Origin of the sequence: Janthinobacterium amylolyticum (genome assembly GCF_051380655.1) — a bacterium.
In the GTDB taxonomy this organism is placed as follows: domain Bacteria; phylum Pseudomonadota; class Gammaproteobacteria; order Burkholderiales; family Burkholderiaceae_D; genus Janthinobacterium.
The window spans coordinates 160,242-179,384 of sequence record NZ_JBNYXL010000012.1 but is presented as its reverse complement, the minus strand read 5'-3'; the positions used below and the strand labels follow the sequence as shown (position 1 = coordinate 179,384).

Here is a 19,143-nt window from a genome sequence, read left to right as displayed (position 1 = left end):
ACAGGCTGCCCCGGCCGGCCTTGCTTTGCCTATGCCAGCGGCGGACGGTGCGCGCGCACCAGCAGCGCCGAAATCGACACGCTGGAACTCGCTTCCGGCCAGTCGTCGCTGGCGCCGAACCAGCGCGCCTCGGCGATCTCGTTCTCATCCAGGCGGATCTCGCCATCGAGATAATCGGCCGTAAACGCGATCATCAGCGAATGGGGAAACGGCCACGACTGGCTCATGAAATACTGCAGATTGTGCACGCGCAAGCCCACTTCTTCCATCACTTCGCGGTGCACGGCTTCCTCGATGGATTCCCCCGCTTCCAGGAAACCGGCCAGCGGACTGAAACGCTGCGACGGCGAGTGCTTGTGCATGGCCAGCAACACCTGGTCGCCCTTGCGGATCAGCACCATCATGGCCGGCGAAATGCGCGGATACGCCAGCATGCCGCAGGCCTCGCACTTGAAGCAGCGCTCGCCCTGCGCGCGCCGCATGGGCGTGGCGCACACGCCGCAATAGCGGTGCGTGCGCGCCCATTCGGCCAGTTGCACGGCACGGCTGGCCAGGCCCAGGAAGCCATCGTCGACGGCATTGAAGAGCGCACGCAGGCTGTGATAGGCCAGGCCCGCATCCGCAGGCAAGGCCTCGTCATCGCTCCAGACCGTCTGGCAATAGCGGCCCTGCCACAGGCCCACGGGCTGGACGCGGCCCGGGTCGCTCACGTCGATACCGAGAGCGGCCACCTGCTCCGGCGCCGGCAGGGCCAGGTCCGCCGTTCGCAGCAGCAGGCGCCCGCGGTGAAAGATAAAGGTCAGGGTGTCGGCGGCGGCGGGCGCAGGTGTGGGCACATCGATCAGGGGCAGGAAAGCGTCGGGAGTGTGGAGCATTGCTTGACGGGAATTTGTAAAGGTTGCTCATCATACTCCCGCTCCACGACGCTTGCGCGCATACCAGCCGCTGGGCCGCAAAGCAAGCATTCATGCGGCGTGACAGTGTTTTTTTCCCGGCACGGCAAAAGCGTTGTGTAAACGAGACTGATAACGATTCTCATTTACGAATGAGCGCCCAATTATTACAATGTCACTCAACCCGTTTCCACCGCCAGCCACTTGCCCGCGTGCGATTGCACCGCCGTGCAGCGCCAGCCAGGAGCCAACCCACGACCCTATCGAAAGAGCAAGATGGCAATCAAGAGCCGCAAACACGCCCCCACCCGTTTCAACCAGCACCTCGGCGCCGCCCTGGCCGTCATGCTGCTGCCCGTCGCCGCCCAGGCGGCGGACCCGGCAGGCCAGAGCGCCGCCGCGTCGCAGCAAACCCTGAACGAAGTCAAGGTCGTGGGTTCCAAGGAAAATGATTTCAAGGCCGAAAAAGCCTCGTCGCCGAAGTACACGGAAGAACTGGTCAACACGCCGCAAACCATCGTCGTGATCAAGAAGGAATTGATCGAACAGCAAGGCGCGCTAACCTTGACGGAAGCGCTGCGCAACACGCCCGGCGTCGGCACCTTCTTTCTCGGTGAAAACGGCAACACCAATACAGGCGACGCCGTCTACATGCGCGGTTTCGATTCGTCCGGCAGCATCTATGTGGATGGCGTGCGCGACGTCGGTTCCATCTCGCGCGACGTCTTCAACATCGAACAGATCGATGTACTGAAGGGCCCGGCGGGCACGGACAGCGGCCGCGGTTCGCCCACCGGTTCGATCAATCTGGTCAGCAAGACGGCGACCATGGAAAACAAATTCAATTCCCTGCTGACGGCCGGCAGCGGCAAGCAGAAGCGCGCCACGGCCGACTGGAACCGCGTCCTCGACAGCGATTCCGGCACGGCGCTGCGCCTGAACCTGATGACGCAGGACAGCGGCAACCCGGCGCGCGATGAAGTCAAGAACAAGCGCTGGGCCTTCGCCCCCACCGTCACCTTCGGCATCGGCAAGCCGACGCGCATCACGGCCAGCTACCTGCACGTGGACCAGGACAACGTGCCGGACGGCGGCGTGCCGACCATTGGCTTGCCTGGCTACTCGACGCCGGATGTCGCCACCAAGGAAAAACCGATCATCCGCAGCTATTTGAACAGCGCCGCCAAGGTCGACCCGAAGAATTTCTACGGTTCCACCTCGGACTACGACAAGGTCAAGGCCGACATGGGCACCTTGCGCATCGACCATGATTTCTCGCCGAATGTACAAATCCAGAATACCACGCGCTACGGCAAGACCAAGCAGGACTACCTGCTGACAGCCTTCATGGGCAACACCGCCAACCTGAATACGGAAACGGACGGAGTGAGACGCGATCCTTCGACCTGGACCCTGGCGCGCTCGCTGCGCACCGTGAAGGACCAGGAAAACACGATCCTGACCAACCAGACCGTGGTCAGCGCGCAATTCGACACGGGCGTGCTGAAGCACTCCCTGGTGGCCGGCGCCGAGTTCACCAGCGAAAAGCAGACCAACTACAGCTATGTGCCAGCCACCCTGGGCACCTTGCCACCTGCCAACCTGTACAACCCGAACCCGCGCGACCCCGTCACCGGCTACAACCCCGTGCGCAGCGGCGCCTTCACGGAAGGCGAAGTCAACACGCAAAGCCTGTATGTGTTCGACACCATCAAGTTCGGCGACAAGTGGCTGTTCAATGGCGGCGTGCGCTTCGACCATTTCAACACCACGTATGACGCCGTCACCCTGCAAACGGCCGTGGCCCAGGGCCAGGTGCAAAAACTGCCGGTCGGCACGCCGATTCCTACCCACCTGACCTTGAGCGACACCTTGGCCAACGGCAAGATCTCGGCCATGTACAAGCCGACGCCGGACAGCAGCGTATATGCCTTGCTGGCCACGTCGAAAGCGCCGCCAGGCGTGAACTTCGCCCTGAGCACGGGCGCCAGCAGCGCGCAAAACCCGAACTACGACCCGCAGGAAACCCTGACCAAGGAAATCGGCACCAAGTGGGACTTCCTGAAACAAAAACTGTCGTTCTCGGCCGCCGTCTACCAGACCACCGTCAAGAATGAAGTGGAGCAAGACCCGGTTGTCCCGACCATCTACTACCAGACCGGCAAGAAGCGCGTGGAAGGCCTGGAACTGGGCGTGGTGGGCGAGATCATGCCTAACTGGCTGGTCAGCGCCGGCTATACCCGCATGAATACCAAGGTCGAATCGGGCAAGGTCGTCACGGCCAGCGGCGTCAACAACCTCAGCTACACACCGAAACAGGCGTTCACCAGCTGGACCTCGTACACGCTGCCGTTCGGCCTGAAGATCGGCGGCGGCGCCCGCTATGTCGGCGAAATGCTGCGCGGCACCGACGGCGCCGTCGGCACCCCGGCCCGCGTCGATGCCTACTGGGTCTTCGACGCCATGGCAACGTATCCGGTCAACAAGAACCTCGACCTGCAGCTGAACGCCTACAACCTGGCCGACAAGACCTATGTGGCGGCCATCAACAAGTCCGGCTTCCGCTACACGCCTAGCCAGCCCCGTTCGTTCAGCCTGACGGCAAATATCAAGTTCTAACATCAAAAGTACGCGCATTGTGCCACATCGGGCCCCTCTTCGGAGGGGCTTTTTTATTGTCCTGATAATCTTGCCTTTTTCACGCGCCTGCACCCGCCATGACTAGCGTATGAAAAGTCATACAGCGATCGCCTTCCCCGTCCAATATTTCGCGCAGCGCGGCAATCCAACAACATTTTTGAAATTAAATAAGTCTCTTAAATCAATAACTTAAGAAAGTGTCTGTTGAAAAACCATTTCAGGCATATCCTTTGCTATGTACAGGTTTTGCTGCAAATAATCGCCAGCACGCAAGGGCTTGTTTTTGAGAAATATTGACTCCAAGCTTGAGTTGCTAGCAATCAATAATCCGCTCACAGCGGCGCTTCATTTGGAGGAGTCAAAATGAAAAAGAAACGGCCATTAACCCTGTACATCCTGATTGCCATGATTCTCGGCATCGCCGTCGGTTATGGATGCAACACCGCCTTCCCGGATAGCGCAGTCAGCGCGCAAATTGCGAGCAATATCTCCATCGTCACCGACGTCTTCCTGCGCCTGATCAAGATGATCATCGCGCTGCTGGTGTTCTCCACCTTGACGGTCGGCATCGCCCACATGGGCGACGGCAAGACGGCGGGGCGCATCGGCCTGAAAGCCATGTGCTGGTTCGTGCTCGCCTCGCTGGTCTCGCTGGCGCTGGGCATGGTGCTGTCGAACCTGATGCAGCTGGGTACCAACCTGGGCTTGCCATTGCCGGATGTGCATGCGTCGACCAACCTGAAGACAGCTGCCTTTACCTTGAAAGATTTCTTCACGCATCTGGTGCCGAAATCGCCGATCGAGGCCATGGCCAACAATGAAATCCTGCAAGTGCTGGTGTTCTCCATCTTCTTTGGCGGCGCCCTGGCCGGCCTGGGCGAGTCGGGCAAGACCCTGACGGCCGTGGTCGATCAACTGGCACAAGTCATGCTGCGCATCACCGGCACCATCATGAACCTGGCGCCGCTGGCCGTGTTTGCCGCCATGGCGTCCGTCATCACCACCCACGGCCTGGGCGTGCTGGTCACGTTTGCCAAGTTCATGGGCGGTTTCTACGTGGGCCTGCTGTGCCTGTGGGCACTGCTGATCGGCGCCGGCTTCGTCGTCATCGGTCCGCGCATCTTCAAGCTTGTCAGCCTGATCCGCGAACCATTCCTGCTGGCATTCTCGACGGCCAGCTCGGAAGCGGCCTATCCAAAACTGCTGACGGCGCTTGACCAGTTCGGCGTGGACCGCAAGATTTCCAGCTTCGTGCTGCCGATGGGCTACTCCTTCAACCTGGACGGCTCGATGATGTACTGCACCTTTGCCGTGCTGTTCATCGCGCAAGCCTACGGTATCGACCTGTCGATCGGCACGCAGATCACCATGCTGCTGTTGCTGATGCTGACCTCGAAAGGCATGGCCGGCGTGCCGCGCGCCTCGCTGGTGGTGATCGCCGCCACCCTGAACCAGTTCAATATTCCGGAAGCGGGCCTGCTGCTGCTGATGGGTGTCGACCAGTTCCTCGACATGGGCCGTTCGGCCACCAACGCGGTCGGCAATGCCGTCGCCACGGCCGTCGTTGCCAAGTGGGAAGGTGGCCTGGCCACCGAAGAAGAAGCGGCGGCTGCCAACGCGGCCAACCAGAACACGGAAAGCCACTGGGGCGAAGCGGACCACGCTAGCAAAGCCTAAGGCACCATGGCCCGCCACAAGCGGGCCATTTATTTGTTTTCATTGTTGAGTAACAAGCAGTCAGGTAGTGCGATCAGTAGTTATCCCCCTTACTAGAGAGATTCTCATGAAAAAAGTCCTGTTTACCCTGCTGGCCCTCGGCGCAGCTTCCGGCGGCGCGCTGGCCCAATCGAGCGTCACCATCTACGGCGTGGCCGACGCCGGCCTGGTATTCGACAAGGATGCGGCGGGCGACCGCCTCAACCGCGTCGCTTCCGGCGTCGCTTCCGGCTCGCGCATCGGCTTCAAGGGCAAGGAAGACCTGGGCGGCGGCATGTACGCCAATTTCGTGCTGGAGAGCGGTTTCAATATCGACACGGGCACCTCGGGCCAGGGCGGCTTGCTGTTCGGCCGCCAGGCCTATGTCGGCCTGTCCGGCAGCGCCGGCGCCATCACGCTGGGCCGCCAGTACTCGCCGTACTACCTGGCCCTGCGCGACGTGGCCGACCCATTCGTCATCGGCCTGGCCGGCACGGCATCGAACCTGATGGCGACGAATATCCGCGTCGACAACATGGTGCAATACACCACGCCAACGTATAGCCACCTGTCGGCCGACCTGGCCTACGGTTTCGGCGAAGTGGCCGGCGATAACTCGAAAAACCGCAGCATGGGCGGCGCCGTGCACTACATCGACGGCCCGCTGAACGTGACCCTGACGCATCACCGCAAGGAAAATGCGCTGGCGACCCAGCAGACCCGCAACACCCTGCTGGCCACGCGCTACGACTTCGGCGTAGTGCAAGGCAACTTCGGCTACGCGGACAACCGCGCCCTCGACGACAGCAAGAGCAATGACATCCTGCTGGGCTTCAGCGCCCCGTTCGGCGCCACCAAGCTGGTTGCCTCGTACATCCGCCACAACGACAAGAGCAACCTGAACCGTGATGCCCAGCAGTGGGCCATCGGCGCGTTCTACGCCCTGTCCAAGCGCAGCGACCTGTACACGGGTTACGGCCACATCAGCAACAAGAACGGCGCCACCTTCGTTGTCGGCAACGCCACGGACAATGGCACCGGCAACAGCGGTTTCAACCTGGGCATGCGCCACACGTTCTAAAATCTGCTGCGCGGCGCGCTTTGCGGCCGGCGATGCCCACCGTACCAGCGTACGGTTGCGCTTCTCGGCCGCAGATCACTGCCGTTCGCCAGGATTTTGCCGGACGTCGAGATGTCCGTGAAATAGATGCACAGGCCGCCGGGTAGATATCCGGCGGCTTTTTCTTTTTGCGCAATATTAAAATGCGATACTGTGGGCTCTTGCAAGCATCACCTGATTATGAATAGCAGCAGCAAACCACCTCTTTCCTGGCGCCAGCGCCTGTCGCAACGGTCGGGCCGCGAGGCGCTGGCGTGGGGCGTGGTGCTGGCCGCCTGCCTGGCCACCGTGTGGCTCGTGTATTTCTGGACCGAACGCATCGCCATCGGCAAGCTGCAGGCCAGCGGCGCGCAGCGCCTCGAGGTGTATGTCAGCAGCCTGGAAAACGCGCTGGAAAAATACGATTTCCTGCCCAAGACACTGGAACTGAACCGCGACGTCATCCGCCTGCTGCAGCACCCGGAAGACCCGGTGCTGGTCGACACGGTCAACCATTACCTGGAGCAGATGAATGCCCAGGCAAAATCGTCGACCATCTTCATCAGCAACCTGGACGGCAACACGCGGGCCGCCAGCAACTGGCAGCAGCCCGACAGTTTTATCGGCGACAACATCTCGTTCCGCCCATATGCCCAGGATGCGCTGCGCGGCACGCCGGGCCGCTTCTATGGCGTCGGCACGACGCGGCTGGAACCAGGCTACTTCTTTGCCCACGGCATCTACCAGAATGGTCGCATGCTGGGCCTGGCAACGGTCAAGGTGAACCTGGAAAACCTGGAAAAACGCTGGGTGCAGGGCGCGGACAAGGTCATGCTGGCCGACGAGCACGGCGTGATCTTCCTCAGTTCCATGCCGGACTGGAAATACCGCACCCTGGCGCCCCTGTCGCCGGCCATCGTCGAGGAACTCAACCGCACGCGCCAGTATTACTCGAAGCAGCTCGAACCGATCCCCTTTGTTTCCGACCGCCAGCTGGGCAATGGCGCGCGCGTGATCAGCGTGCGCGAACAGGAACGTGCCGATGCGCCGCCAAAGACCAGCTCCAGCGTCATGACGCAAATCAAGCTCAAGTCGCCGCAAGGCTGGACCTTCATTTATCTGTCCGACCTGGCGCAGGCGAAAGCCAGCGCGCGCGCCGCAGCTGCCTTCTCGTGCGTGCTGCTGGGCTTTTTCATGCTGCTGTTCTTTTACCTGCGCCAGCGGCGCGCCGCCGTGGCGCAGAAACTGCGCGCCCGCGAAGACTTGCAGCACGCCTATGACAACCTGGAAACCATGGTCGAGGAACGCACCTCGGAACTCAACGCCATGACGCAAAGCCTGAGCCAGGAAATCGAGGTACGCAGCAAGGCCGAGCAAAAACTGCACATCACGCAAAACGAACTGTTTCAAGCGGGCAAGATGGCCGTACTGGGACAGATGTCGGCCAGCATCACGCATGAACTCAACCAGCCGCTGACGGCCCTGCGCACCATGTCCGACAATGCCGTCATTTTGCTGGAGCGCGGCCGGCTCGACGATGCGCGGCGCAATCTGGCGAAGATATCGCAAATTGCGGCCAGGATGGGGACGATTACCGGACAATTGAAGATCTTTGCGCGCAAGTCGACCACCAGCCTGACGTCCGTCTCGATTCCCACGGCGATCAGCAACGCCCTGTTCCTGGTCGAGCGCCGCCTGCAGGTTGAAAATGTGCGTTTCAGCCTGCATCTGCCGCCCGAAGATATCTTCGCCATGTGCGAAAGCAACCGCCTGGAGCAGGTGCTGGTCAACCTGTATGCGAATGCGCTGGACGCCATGAATGGCAGCGACGTGCGCAGCCTGCGCGTGTCCGTCGAATGCACGCGGGAACACGTGCTGATCCACGTGGCCGACACGGGGCCCGGCCTGTCGACGGAAGTCTACGAACACCTGTTCGAACCCTTCTTCACGACCAAGCCGCAAGGCCTGGGACTGGGCCTGGGCCTGGCCATTTCCGAACAGATCACGCGCCAGTTCGGCGGCGTGCTGCGCGCCGACAACGCCCCCGGCGGCGGCGCCGTCTTCACCATCGAACTACAGATTGCAACGCAGGAGGAAAAACATGTTTGAGGGCTTGAAGGTCTTGCTGGTCGAGGACGACCCCACCGTACGCGAAGGCAGCGAGCAGGCACTGCAGCTGGCAGGCCTGGACGTACTGGCCTTCCACTCGGCCGAGCTGGCCTACAAGCTGCTGACACCGGACTTTCCCGGCATCGTCGTCAGCGACGTGCGCCTGCCCGGCATGAGCGGCCTGGAGCTGCTGCAAGCGGTGAAAACGCTGGACCCGCACTTGCCCGTCATCCTCGTCACGGGCCACGGCGACATCACCATGGCCGTGCACGCCATGCGCACGGGCGCCTACGATTTCATTGAAAAGCCGTATTCGTCCGACCAGCTGGTCGACGTCATCCTGCGCGCGCTGGAAACGCGCAGATTGATGCTGGAAGTGCACAGCCTGCGGCGCCAGCTGGAAGACGGCGGCGGCATCGAATCGCGTTTGCTGGGCAATTCCGTGGCGATGCGCGACATACGGCGTTTGATCCTCGACGTAGCCGATGAACCGGCCGACGTGCTGATCTATGGCGACACGGGCACGGGCAAGGAAATGGTGGCCCGCTGCCTGCATGACTTCAGCCATCGCCGCAAGCACAACTTCGTTGCCGTCAACTGCGGCGCGATACCCGAAAGCATCTTTGAAAGTGAAGTCTTCGGCCACGAACCGGGGGCTTTCACGGGCGCGGCCAAGCGGCAGGTGGGCAAGATCGAGCACGCGGACCACGGCACCTTCTTCCTCGATGAAATCGAATCGCTGCCCCTGTCGCTGCAAGTAAAATTGCTGCGCGTGCTGCAGGAACGCTATATCGAGCGCCTGGGTTCGAACGTGCCCACGCCCGTCGACGTGCGCGTCATCGCGGCGGCCAAGCTGGACCTGGAAGACTTGTCGCAGCAGCAGAAGTTCCGCAGCGACCTGTACTACCGCCTGAACCTGATCGTGCTGCACTTGCCACCCCTGCGCGAACGGCGCGAAGACATTCCGATTTTGTTCGAGCATTTCGTGCTGGCCGCCGCCGCCCGCTACAACCGTGCCGCCCCCGTGGTGTCGACGGCGCAGATGCGCAATCTGATGGCGCATGCCTGGCCCGGCAACGTGCGCGAACTGCGCAATATCGCCGACCGCTTCGTGCTGGGCATCGCCGGCGGCGCATCGAGCCTGCTGGCCGCCGGCCTGGCCAGCCCCCTGTCGCTGGCGGAACAGGTAAATGGCTTTGAACGCGCGCTGATCGAGCAGGAACTGCGCGCATATTCCGGCAACGTCAGCGAAGTCAGTGCCGTGCTGGGCTTGCCGAAACAGACCTTGTATCACAAGATGCAGAAATATAACCTGGTGGCGGAAGAGTTCCGTTAAGGGAAACACGCTGGCCGGCTTGTCAAAAAGAACAACACAATATTGCCATATGGTATAGTTTGTTTCTTTTTGATAATTTTTAATTCACAATGAAAAACCCTGCCGTCTTGTTGTCCCTGTTGCTGTGCAGCTCCAGTTTTGCCCAGGAAGCCGCCCCCACCGAGGCGCCCGCGCCTGCCGCCGCCGTTGAAACATCGGCCAGCACGCCGGCCGCGCCGGCCACCTCCACCATCAGCCGCCTGCGCCTGTTTGGCCAGAATGGCGCCACCGCCTTTTTGTACCGCGACAGCAGTTGCATCCGCGGCATGTTCAGCGACGGTGTGGAAAAGGCCAGCGGCAGCATGGGTTCCGCCTTCGGCTCCCTGATTGGCAGCGTCAGCAATACCAGCCTGGGCATCCCGGAGACGGAAACGTCCAAAAACCTGGCGCGCAAGGACGGCTTTTTTTCGAAAGCCTATTTTCGCGAGTATGAAGTGCCCGCCGACAAGCCCAGCAGCCTGCGCATAGGCTTCCAGGACGTGTCCTCGTTTTACGTGGCCAACGGGATGCGCTATGAAAACGTCTCGCCCAGTTGCAGTGGCGACGTCACCTTTACGCCGCGCGCCGGCGAGGATTACGAAGCGGCGTTTTCGTGGGAAGGCAAGCGCTGCAGCATCAGCATCAACCAGGTGATCGCCAAGGAAGGCAAGACGGAGCTCGTGCCCGTTCCCGTCACCCGCGCCCCCAGCTGCTAGACACTATCGGGCGGCCCCACGCGGCCCGCGCGCAACGGCCTGATCCAGTCGGGCCGGCCATTCGCCAGCGCCAGCTTGGCCGCCTGTTCCCAGTCGTAATCCACCGCATGAAACTGCGCCGTCCACGCGCCATCGGCCCCCTGTTCGACGATGGCGTAGCGCGCGTGCGGCGTGCCGTTTTCCATCACATGCGGATAGCCGTGCTCGTCGTCATACGCCTGCAAGCCCACGCTGCCCGGGTTGACGATCAGCCGCCCATCGGCCAGGCGCACCTGGCGCGGCATGTGCGTGTGGCCGCACAGGATCAGGGCCGCGTCGGCGTCGCCCGCGCGTTCGGCCACTTCCATCGGCGTGGCGGCGCGGCTGCCCTGCGGCGTGACACTGTCGAGAAAATACACCAGGTCGCTGGCGGGCGTGCCATGCACGAGCAGCACGTCGTGCCGCAGGCGCAAGGTGGCGGGCAGTGCCGCGATCCAGTCCAGTTGCTCCGGCAACAGCTGCGCGCGCGCATACGCATCCGACACGCCCATGCGGGCCGGGTCGCCCAGCAGCTGCCGCTCGTGGTTGCCGCGGATGGTGGGCAGGCCGAGTCCCATCAGCCGCGCCGCCGTGGCGCGCGGCTGCAGATGGCCGGAAACGATGTCGCCCAGGTTGACGGTCACGTCCACGCCGCGCCGGGCGATGTCGGCCAGCACGGCATCGAGCGCATCGAGGTTGCCGTGGATATCGGATATGGCGGCGATTCTCATGTTCCCTCCTGTGCACACCATTCTGCGCGCGTCAGGCGATACAGGCAATGCGTGCGCAATGCGTGTCCTGGCGCCAGAGCCGGATGCTCGAAAGTGTCCACATCGCGACGCATGCCCAGGCGCGCCATCAGCGTGCTCGAGCGCAAGTTGGGCAGGGCCGTGAACGCGACGATTTCCGCCAGCTGCACGCGCGCAAAGCCTGCCTGCAAGGCGGCATGCGCCGCTTCCTGCGCGTAACCTTGTCCCCAGTAGTCGAACGCCAGGCGCCAGCCGATTTCCACGCAAGGCGAACATGGCAGTTGCACAGCGGGAATATGCAGGCCCGTCATGCCGATGAAGGCATCGTTTTCTCGCAAGGCCACGGCCCACAAGCCCCAGCCCCGCTCGGCGATCAGGCCGCTGCAGCGCTTGGCCATGGCGTCGCTGGCGTCGCGCGACAGGGCCGCGGGGAAACAGGCCATCACGCGGGGATCGCCATTCAGCGCCGCGAACGGCGCGAAGTCGCTGTCGCGCCATTGCCGCAGTACCAGACGCGGCGTCACCAGTTCCATGATTTCCTGCATATTGACTTCCCTTCATTACCAGTTTTTACAGTTGCTTGACCGGCGGTAGGACAAGTCCGACGGACAGTTGCGCCGTGCGGCTACGTGATCTAAATGTAACAGTTGCTACCATTTCCTCATTGCACTGTTGCAAAAACGTCGCGACAGTTTTCACTTTATTTTGAGGAGTTGCCCCATGTCTGCCATGTCCGTGTTCACCCGCCTGTCCCCACCACGCCCGCACCACCTTGCCTTGCGCGGCGCCATGATGCTGGGCGTGCTGGGCATTGCCACGGCGGCCGCCGCGGCGCGGGCCGAACCGTCCCCTACCCTGGACCGCGTCAGCATTTCCGTGGGCGCTTTCGCCGCCGATCCGCGCATCAATGTCGGCGCCGACACGCAGTTTGGCCGCATCGATGCGCCCGAATCGAATCCCAGCCGCACGACCATTCCGCGCATCAAGGCCGAATTGCTGATCGGCGACCGCCATGGCCTGGCCTTCGACTACTACCGCTATGACAAATCCTACACGCCCACGCTGACCGGCCAGACCACCATCAATGGCCAGCCCGTGACGGGCACGGCCACGGCGGACGCCGACCTGAAACTCGACCTGGCCAAGATGTCCTACCGCTGGTGGCTGGGCAGCGGCAACGACACCTTCGGCATCGGCCTGGGCGCCGCCTACTACAATGCCAACCTGAACGGCACCGCCACCGGCATCGTCAATGGCGAGACGGCCTCGGCGCGCGATTCCATCGGCGAACATGCGTTCGCACCGCTGCTGGAGGTGGGCTGGCGCCACGCGTTCACGCCGGACTTGCGCATGTACGCGGAAGCGTCGGGCATCAAGAAAAATGGCGGACGCATCAACGGCCATATCTATGGCGGCAATATCGGCGTCGAATGGTTCCCGTTCAAAAATATCGGCTTCGTCGCCGACTATGGCATCTCGAAAATCAAGCTGCACCGCGACAGCGAGCGCGATGCCGACCTGAATGTCCGCCTGACGGGACCATCGGCCTACGTCAAGGTGCGCTTCTAAAACCCTTCACGCGGCTGGTTTCAGCAAATACAGCTGGAACTGCGGCAGGCCGGCGTCCTGCCATGGCTCGACCCTGGCAAACGGCAGGCGCGCAAAGGCCTGCCGCCAGAAGGCGTTGGCGGCGGCGTCCGCGTGGAACATGGCCACCAGCCACGTCGTGTCGCTGTCCAGCAGCACGCGCCGCACCACCTCCAGCGCCAGTCCCTGGCGCCGGTATTTGCGCAAGATAAAAAAGTCGCTGAACTCCTGCACCGCAAGCGTGCCGGCCATGCCAGGCTCCGTGATGAAAAATCCCGCCAGCGCCCCATCTGCCTCGATCCACACGGCCGTATGCCCGGGCGCATGCACATACTCGGCCAAGCCGGCGTTGCACACATCGTAGCGGCCGTCGGCCAGCACGTCTTCGCCGCTCCAGGCCGCATTGTCGTGGCAGTACAGCTGGAACAACTGCGCCAGCGCGCCCTCTTCCCCCGCTGCGACGGGGCGCAAGGTGATGTTCTTCAATGCCGGCATAACTGCTTTCCCATTCGATAATGTTGTCATGCGACCAATGGTAGCACCACGTCGCTCATGCCGCCTCTCCTGCACTTCATCCCCGCATTTTCGCCCCTTGTCGCAAAAATAAAAATTTTCATCTTAATAACGATATGATTGTTTTTAAGTAACATCCGCCACGGCGGTTGACCAGAAACAAGGGTGATCCCCTTCCACAGACCGGCAGGCAAGTATCTGCCGGCTTTTTATAGTCAAGCTCAGGAGAGTGCCGCACATGCTATCGATCAAACAGCTGAACAAAACTTATGCGAATGGCGTCAAGGCCATCAACAATGTCAGTCTGGACATTCCGAATGGAATGTTCGGCTTGCTGGGGCCGAATGGCGCGGGCAAGTCCTCGTTGATGCGCACCATTGCCACCTTGCAGGATCCCGATAGCGGCAGCATCCATTTCGATGGTGTCGATGTGCTCAAGGACAAGGAAGGCTTGCGCCGCCAGCTGGGCTACCTGCCGCAGGATTTCGGCGTGTACCCGAAAGTGAGCGCGGAAACCCTGCTCAACCACTTTGCCGTGCTGAAAGGCCTGACGGAAAAAGGCCCGCGCAAGGAGGCCGTGGAAGCCTTGCTGCAGCAAACCAATCTGTGGGAAGCGCGCAAGCGCAACCTGGGCACGTATTCGGGCGGCATGCGCCAGCGCTTCGGCATCGCCCAGGCGCTGCTGGGCGCGCCACGCCTGGTGATCGTCGACGAACCGACGGCGGGCCTGGACCCGGACGAGCGCAACCGTTTCCTCAACCTGCTGGCGAAGATCGGCGAGCAGGTGGTGGTCATCCTCTCGACGCACATCGTCGACGACGTGACGGACCTGTGCCCGCGCATGGCCATGATCGTCAAGGGCGAAGTGCTGGTGCAGGGCGAGCCGCAGGCCGCCATCGATACCCTGCTGGGCAAGGTGTGGCGCCGCAGCGTCACCACGGACGAGCTGGCGCAATACCAGCAAACCCTGAACGTGCTGTCGACGCGCCTGGTGGGCGGCAAGCCGCAAATCAATGTGTTTGCCGACAGCCAGCCCGACAGCGGCTTCAATCTGGTCGCGCCCGACCTGGAAGACGTGTACTTCCTGCAGGTGCGCAATGCTGCCCGCCAGGGTACCGCCGCGCCAGCCGCAGCCCCAGCCGCTGTGCTGGCCTGAGGAGCGCACCATGTGGAAGGAATTTTTCAAGTTTGACCTCGGCTATCAGCTGAAACAGCCGCTGCTGTGGGTATTTGCCGCCGTCATGGCCTTGATGGCCTTTGGCGCCACCACCAGCGACTCCGTGCAGATCGGCGGCGCCATCGGCAACATCAACCGCAACGCGCCCACCGTGGTGGCGCAGATGCTGGGGATCTTCAGCCTGCTGTCGATGTTCCTCGTCACCGTCTTCATCGCCGGCGCCGTGCTGCGCGACAGCGAAGTGGGCATGGCCGACATGCTGTTCGCCACGCCCATGCGCAAGTGGGACTACCTGTTCGGCCGCTTTGCCGCCGGCTTTGTCGCCTGCCTGGTGATCTTTGCCGCCATCGCCCTGGCCACCATGCTGGGCCCCGTCATGCCCTGGGTCGATGCGCAGCGCGTGGGCGCGTTTTCGCTGCACACGTATGCGTGGAGCTTTGCCGTCATCGTCATCCCGAACCTGCTCTTCATCGGCGCCCTGCTGATGCTGCTGGCGGCCACCACGCGCTCGATGATGCTGGTGTACGTGGGCGTGCTGGGATTTTTCGTGCTGTGGGCCATGGCCGGTGTCTTTACGCGCGACATCAACAATGAGTGGGTTGCCGTGCTGCTCGACCCGTTCGGCCTGCGCGCCTTTGGCCGCATGACGCGCTATTTCACGTCAGCCGAGTCGAATACCAGCCTGCCGCCTCTGTCCGGCTTCCTGCTGACCAACCGCCTGCTGTGGCTGGGCATCACGGCCGTGCTGTTCCTCGCCACCGTGGCGCTGTTCAAACCGCAGCGTACAGGCACGGGCAAGCGCCTGTTCGGCAAGCCCAAAATGCAGGCGGCCGGTCCTGCCGTCTCCGCGCCGCTGCACCTGCCGCGCACCTTGCCCAACTTCACCACGGCGACCGCCTGGCGCCAGTGGTGGCACATCCTGCGCTTCGACGCGGCCGGCGTCTTCAAGAGCGTGCCCTTCCTCGTCATGTTGCTGTTCGGCGTGATCAACCTGCTCGCCGGCGCGAATGTCGGCAAGAATATGTACGGCACCGCCGTGTATCCGATGACGCACCTGATGCTGCAAAATATCAGCAACAGCTTCAGCTTCATGCTGATCATCATCGTGACGTTTTACGCGGGCGAACTGATCTTCAAGGAACGGCAAGTCAAGATCGCCGACGTCAGCGATGCCATGCCCGTGCCCAACTGGGTGCCCCTGCTGGCCAAATGCACGGCCCTGATCGGCGTCATCGCCGGCTACCTGCTGGTGGGCGTCGTCACCGCCATCGGCTTCCAGCTGTACAAGGGCGGCGCGCCCGTGGAACTGGGCCTGTATCTGAAAGGCACCTTGCTGGGCGCCCTCTTCTTCGTGCTGATGGGCTTGTGCGCCCTCACCTTGCAAGTGCTGTCCAACAACAAATTCATCGGCTACCTGCTGGTGATCCTGCTGATGGTGGCGCAATCCGTGCTGGGCATGCTGCACTTCGAACACAACCTGTACAACTTCGCCGCCACGCCCGCCATCAAGTATTCGGACATGAATGGCTATGGCCACTTCCTGACCGGCTGGGCCTGGTTTGCGCTGTACTGGAGCCTGTTTACCGTGGCGCTGGTCATGCTGGCGCGGGCCTTCTGGGTGCGCGGCCTGTCCGCCGACTGGCGCGCGCGCGTGCGCCTGGCGGGCCAGCGCCTGCACGGCCGTGCCGGCGCCGCGTTGGCCGTGGTGCTGCTGTGCTGGGCCGGCACGGGGAGCTGGATCTTCTACAACACGAATGTGCTGAACCAGTACGAAACGTCCGACGTCAGCATGGACAAGCAGGCGCGCTACGAAAAACAGTACCGCCAGTACATGGGCTTGCCGCAGCCGAAGATCACGGACATCCAGGCCAACGTGGATATTTATCCGGAGCAGCGCAAGGTCTTGATCAAGGGTCACTATGTGCTGCAAAACAAGACGGCGCAGCCGCTCGACACTTTGCGCATCCAGCTCAATCCGGAACTCGAAACCAGTTGGCGGAACTTGCCAGCGCACAAGGTTGCACTGCACGACAAGGAACTGGGCTTCAGGATCCTCACGCTGGCGCAGCCGCTGGCGCCGGGCGCCACCCTGCCGCTGGACTTCACGGTGGCTGTCACGCACCAGGGCTTTACCAACAGCGGCACGCCGGACCAGGTCAACCTGAACGGCAGCTTCTTCAACAACCAGGCGTATTTCCCGCACTTCGGTTATGCGAAGGAAATGGAGTTGACAGACCGCAACGAGCGCCGCAAGCGGGGCCTGGGCGAGCCGCAACGCATGGCCAAGCTGGAAGACAAGTCCGCGTATGGCAACACGGTGTTTGGCAGCGAAGCGGACTGGGTCCATTTCGACACGACGGTGTCCACCAGCGGCGAGCAGATCGCCCTGGCGCCCGGCTACCTGCAAGGCAGCTGGGAAAAGGATGGCCGCCGCTACTACCGCTACAAGATGGACCAGCCGATGATGCCGTTCTTCGCCTACCTGTCGGCGCGCTGGGACGTCAAGAAGGGCGACTGGCACGGCGTGCCGATCGAAATTTATTTCGACAAGAAGCATGGCTACAACACGGACCGCATGATCACCTCCGTGCAAAAGTCGCTCGACTATTTCAGCACCCGGTTCACGCCTTACCAGCACAAGCAGGTGCGCATCCTGGAGTTCCCCGGCTACCAGAGTTTTGCGCAATCGTTCGCCAATACGATTCCGTACTCGGAAGGCGTCGGCTTCATCGCCGACCTGCGCGACAAGGAGGACATCGACTATGTGTTTTACGTCACCGCGCATGAAATGGCGCACCAGTGGTGGGGCCACCAGGTGATCGGCGCCAACGTACAGGGCGCCACCATGCTGATGGAGTCGCTGGCGCAGTACTCGGCCCTGATGGTGATGGAAAAGGAATACGGCCGCGAAAAAATGCGCCGTTTCCTGCGCTATGAACTGGACCGTTACCTGAGCGGCCGTGGCGGCGAAGCCATCGAGGAACTGCCGCTGGCGCGCGTGGAAGGACAGCAATACATCCACTACAACAAGGGCAGCCTGGTGTTTTACCGCCTGCGCGACGAGATCGGCGAGGAAGCGCTGAACCGTGCCCTGAAACGCTATCTGCAGGACAAGGGCTACCAGCAGGCGCCGTTCACCACGACGCTGGAACTGCTGGACTATATCCGCGCCGAAACGCCGCAGGGCAAGCAGGCGCTGATCACCGACCTGTTCGAGAAAATCGTCTTCTACGACAACCGCGTGACGGAAGCAAAAGCCGTGCAGCGCAAGGATGGCCAGTGGGATGTCACCATGAAGCTGCACCTGGCCAAACTGGAATCGGACGGCAAGGGCAAGGAAAGCCCGCGCGCCTATGACGAGCCGGTGGAAATCGCCATTTTCGCGCGCCCCGCCGGTGCCAAGGAAGACAAGGAAACCGTCTTGTTTACCGACAAGCGCGTGCTGTCGGGCAGCGACCCGGTGCTGACGATCACGGTGAAGGACAAGCCGTTTGAAGTCGGCGTCGATCCCTACAACAAGATGATCGACCGGGTGGCGCGTGACAACCGCAAGGAAATCAGTGTTAACTAACGCTTGATGCGACGCAAACAGGCCACGCTGTCACCGACAGCGTGGCCTGTTTTTTTTAGGCTGTCAGCGGCTAGCGGTACACGAGGCCGCCATCGATCAGCGGCGCCTGGCCCGTCATGTAATCGGCATCCGGTCCCGCCAGGAACGACACCAGGCCGGCCACGTCTTCCGGCGTCTCGGCGCGTCCCAGCGCGATGCCATCCACATATTTTTTATACGTCGCGCCCAGCTCGACGCCCGTCACTTCGGCCATGCGCTTGTCGATCTCGGTCCACATGTCGGTGCCGACGACGCCAGGGCAATACGCGTTGACCGTGATGCCGTCGGCCGCCAGTTCCTTCGCCGCCGCCTGCGTCAGCGCGCGCACGGCAAACTTGGTGGCCGAATACACGCCCAGCAAGGCGAAGCCGTCGTGCCCGGCGATGGAACAGGCATTGATGATCTTGCCCTTCTGTCCGCGCTTCTTGAAAGTCTTGGCGGCCGCCTGGATGCCCCACAGGGTACCCTGCACATTGATGCGCATGATGCGGTCGACTTCGTCGGGCGTCACGTCGAGCAGCGCCTGCACCTGGGCGATGCCGGCATTGTTGACGATGATGTCGAAGCCACCGAGTTCCCTCTCGGCAAACGCCACCGCTTCCGTCACCTGCTGCAATTGCGACACGTCGGCAATGCAGGTGACGGCGCGGCGGCCCAGCGCACGCACTTCGGCGGCGGCCGTGTCCAGTTTTTCCTGGTTCAGGTCCACCAGCGCGATATCTGCGCCATCCCTGGCCAGGCGCAAGGCGATGGCCTTGCCTATACCTTGCGCGGCACCCGTGACCAGCGCGACTTTTCCGGAAATACCCATGCTGCGTTCCTTTCAGTGTAGGGAAAAAAAGCGGCACAACCGGTCCGGCGCAGCCGCGCCTGCGGCCGGTTCCGCATCGAAGAGACGCTTCAGCCTACCTGAAATGGGCAATTCGCCGCGTCTTGAAACGTGCGCGCCCGGAAAAAGCGCGCACGTCAAGAAAAGCTAAAAA

Annotated in this window: 14 protein-coding genes; 9 read left to right on the top strand and 5 right to left on the bottom strand. The window is 62.1% G+C overall.

The window, feature by feature from the left end; all coding sequences use genetic code 11:
* Nucleotides 1-29: 29 nt before the first annotated feature.
* Nucleotides 30-875 (bottom strand): NAD(+) diphosphatase, encoded by an 846-nt coding sequence (gene nudC / locus ACQ4WR_RS24045; RefSeq protein WP_436490362.1) that lies wholly within the window; start codon nucleotides 873-875, stop codon nucleotides 30-32.
* A gap of 294 nt (nucleotides 876-1,169) precedes the next feature.
* Here nudC and ACQ4WR_RS24040 point away from each other — a divergent pair, with 294 nt between their 5' ends.
* The 6 genes from ACQ4WR_RS24040 (at nucleotide 1,170) to ACQ4WR_RS24015 (ending at nucleotide 10,506) form a co-directional block, all read left to right on the top strand.
* Entirely contained in the window at nucleotides 1,170-3,512 is a 2,343-nt protein-coding gene (locus tag ACQ4WR_RS24040) for a catecholate siderophore receptor Fiu (protein ID WP_436490360.1), read from the top strand.
* A gap of 384 nt (nucleotides 3,513-3,896) precedes the next feature.
* Nucleotides 3,897-5,210, top strand: a complete 1,314-nt coding sequence (locus ACQ4WR_RS24035) for a dicarboxylate/amino acid:cation symporter (protein WP_436490358.1) — start codon at nucleotides 3,897-3,899, stop codon at nucleotides 5,208-5,210.
* A gap of 106 nt (nucleotides 5,211-5,316) precedes the next feature.
* Entirely contained in the window at nucleotides 5,317-6,309 is a 993-nt protein-coding gene (locus ACQ4WR_RS24030; protein WP_102293797.1) for a porin, read from the top strand.
* Between the two features lie 219 nt (nucleotides 6,310-6,528).
* The gene (locus ACQ4WR_RS24025; RefSeq protein ID WP_436490356.1) at nucleotides 6,529-8,436 is read left to right on the top strand and encodes a sensor histidine kinase; all 1,908 of its coding nucleotides are present in this window, start codon (nucleotides 6,529-6,531) and stop codon (nucleotides 8,434-8,436) included.
* Nucleotides 8,429-9,772: a sigma-54-dependent transcriptional regulator gene (locus ACQ4WR_RS24020; protein WP_102293799.1), complete on the top strand. Its 1,344-nt coding sequence runs from the start codon at nucleotides 8,429-8,431 to the stop codon at nucleotides 9,770-9,772. Before ACQ4WR_RS24025 ends, ACQ4WR_RS24020 begins: the two co-directional genes overlap by 8 nt.
* Before the next feature lie 89 nt (nucleotides 9,773-9,861).
* On the top strand, nucleotides 9,862-10,506 hold the full coding sequence (locus tag ACQ4WR_RS24015) for a hypothetical protein (protein ID WP_146012321.1): 645 nt from the start codon (nucleotides 9,862-9,864) through the stop codon (nucleotides 10,504-10,506).
* Here ACQ4WR_RS24015 and ACQ4WR_RS24010 read toward each other — a convergent pair.
* Complete coding sequence (locus ACQ4WR_RS24010; protein WP_102293801.1) at nucleotides 10,503-11,255, bottom strand: metallophosphoesterase family protein; 753 nt, start codon at nucleotides 11,253-11,255, stop codon at nucleotides 10,503-10,505. The two genes, ACQ4WR_RS24015 and ACQ4WR_RS24010, sit on opposite strands and share 4 nt — an antisense overlap.
* Nucleotides 11,252-11,818 (bottom strand): GNAT family N-acetyltransferase, encoded by a 567-nt coding sequence (locus ACQ4WR_RS24005; RefSeq protein WP_436490353.1) that lies wholly within the window; start codon nucleotides 11,816-11,818, stop codon nucleotides 11,252-11,254. Before ACQ4WR_RS24005 ends, ACQ4WR_RS24010 begins: the two co-directional genes overlap by 4 nt.
* A gap of 175 nt (nucleotides 11,819-11,993) precedes the next feature.
* On the opposite strand from ACQ4WR_RS24005, the gene ACQ4WR_RS24000 reads away from it, so the two are divergent.
* The gene (locus tag ACQ4WR_RS24000) at nucleotides 11,994-12,842 is read left to right on the top strand and encodes a hypothetical protein (protein ID WP_102293803.1); all 849 of its coding nucleotides are present in this window, start codon (nucleotides 11,994-11,996) and stop codon (nucleotides 12,840-12,842) included.
* Between the two features lie 6 nt (nucleotides 12,843-12,848).
* Here the strand turns inward: ACQ4WR_RS24000 and ACQ4WR_RS23995 are convergent, their stop codons facing one another.
* Nucleotides 12,849-13,355, bottom strand: coding sequence for a hypothetical protein (locus ACQ4WR_RS23995; protein WP_102293804.1), 507 nt, complete (start codon nucleotides 13,353-13,355; stop codon nucleotides 12,849-12,851).
* 256 nt (nucleotides 13,356-13,611) lie between these two features.
* On the opposite strand from ACQ4WR_RS23995, the gene ACQ4WR_RS23990 reads away from it, so the two are divergent.
* Together ACQ4WR_RS23990 and ACQ4WR_RS23985 are read left to right on the top strand one after the other, a co-directional pair.
* Entirely contained in the window at nucleotides 13,612-14,529 is a 918-nt protein-coding gene (locus tag ACQ4WR_RS23990) for an ABC transporter ATP-binding protein (protein ID WP_102293805.1), read from the top strand.
* Between the two features lie 10 nt (nucleotides 14,530-14,539).
* On the top strand, nucleotides 14,540-18,121 hold the full coding sequence (locus ACQ4WR_RS23985) for a M1 family aminopeptidase (RefSeq protein ID WP_436490349.1): 3,582 nt from the start codon (nucleotides 14,540-14,542) through the stop codon (nucleotides 18,119-18,121).
* A 70-nt stretch (nucleotides 18,122-18,191) separates the two neighbouring features.
* On the opposite strand, the gene ACQ4WR_RS23980 is transcribed toward ACQ4WR_RS23985, so the two are convergent.
* Entirely contained in the window at nucleotides 18,192-18,971 is a 780-nt protein-coding gene (locus ACQ4WR_RS23980) for an acetoin reductase (RefSeq protein ID WP_436490347.1), read from the bottom strand.
* Nucleotides 18,972-19,143 lie beyond the last annotated feature (172 nt).